A 1293-nucleotide genomic window follows, 5' to 3' on the forward strand; every position below is an offset into this window, starting at 1 on the left:
GGGTGCGGCCGTGTCCGCGGTTGGTGGATTTGTGGTCGATGATTGCGCGGTGTGCGTATACCCAGTTGCGGCATTCGCCGGTGTTGTTGGCGGGGAGTGTGGCGGGTTTGGTGTTGACGTATGTGGTGCCGCCGGTGGCGGCTGGGGTGGGGGTGGTCGGGGTGCTGGCTGGGGGTGGTTCGGCTGCTGTGGTGGCTGCGGCGGCGGGTCTTGGTGGGTGGGTGGTGATGACGGCTACCTATATTCCGATGGTGCGTTACTATTTGCAGCCGGCTCGTGATGCGGTGTTTCTGCCGGTGGTGGCGGTTCTGTATGTGTTGATGACGTTGGATTCGGCGCGGGCGCATTGGCGTGGTCGGGGGGCTGCGTGGAAGGGGCGGACCTATCCGGGGGCGGAGGGTCGTCGGGTTCCCGGCGTCTGACCTGGGTGCCCCAGCCCCGCGACGCCGCGCCCCCTATTGCCGACCACTAAGCAGGGGGTCCGCGACATCGACGCCTACCGCGAGACCTGGCCGCCGTTGAACCCGCAGCCAGGCGCTGCTGTGACCAGGCCGATTTCACCGGCGGTGATGGCCAGGCGTTTGTCGTATGTCACAAAGGCGCTGATCGTCTTTCCGGACGCGACGAGCTGGTCCGCGGTGGCCAGGTGAATGGCGTCCAGTGACCGCAGGTGGGGGAACGGGTAGGCGCCCGCGGTGGCTCGGACGGCGTCGTCGATGTCGAGGCGGTCAAGATGGGCAAGGACGCTTGGCACCGCTGCCAGCCGTGCCGGTTCCTCCCGGCGTAACGCCCGTGGGACTTCGACTTCGGCGAGTTTGGAGGTGATCACATGCTCGGTCTGCCGAGAGTTGAGCCATTCGGTCAGCTCGTCGCTCTCCAGCTCGGGTCTGATCAGCTTTACGATCGCGGAGGTGTCCAGATAGATCACCAGCGCTCCTCGTCACGGAGTTGTCGGATCAGCGCACCGGCTTCCAGGCCACTGATCAGTGGGCCCTGCGGTGCGATGAACGGGCCGGTGACGGTGGCTGGGGAGACCTTGCCCGCTGCGATCAGGTCGTCCAGTTCCCCGGGGGTTGCCGGCACGATTCGGCCGATCACCTTGCCGTGTCGGGTGATTTCGATGGTCTCGCCGTGTTCGACACGCGCCAGGACACCTGCGGTGTCCTGATTGAGCACCCGCACGGGTACCTGTTCCATGATCTCAGTGTAGTACATGGGTAGTACTGCTTCGACGTCATGGTGGCGGAGCGGGCGATCCCCATTCCGGTTTCGCATGCGACGCCGTGGTGTTTG

2 protein-coding genes and 1 pseudogene are annotated in these 1293 nt (G+C 65.4%); 1 reads left to right on the plus strand and 2 read right to left on the minus strand.

Going from position 1 to position 1293, the window contains the following annotated elements; genetic code table 11:
* Positions 1-422, plus strand: a pseudogene (locus U9978_RS18615) (glycosyl transferase family 2); the annotation flags it as partial.
* A gap of 74 nt (positions 423-496) precedes the next feature.
* Here U9978_RS18615 and U9978_RS18620 read toward each other — a convergent pair.
* On the minus strand, positions 497-928 hold the full coding sequence (locus U9978_RS18620) for a type II toxin-antitoxin system VapC family toxin (protein WP_322762415.1): 432 nt from the start codon (positions 926-928) through the stop codon (positions 497-499).
* Complete coding sequence (locus tag U9978_RS18625; protein ID WP_416211042.1) at positions 925-1197, minus strand: type II toxin-antitoxin system Phd/YefM family antitoxin; 273 nt, start codon at positions 1195-1197, stop codon at positions 925-927. Before U9978_RS18625 ends, U9978_RS18620 begins: the two co-directional genes overlap by 4 nt.
* Positions 1198-1293: the final 96 nt, after the last annotated feature.

This window comes from Protofrankia sp. Cr2 (assembly GCF_963555885.1).
Classification (GTDB): domain Bacteria; phylum Actinomycetota; class Actinomycetes; order Frankiales; family Frankiaceae; genus Protofrankia.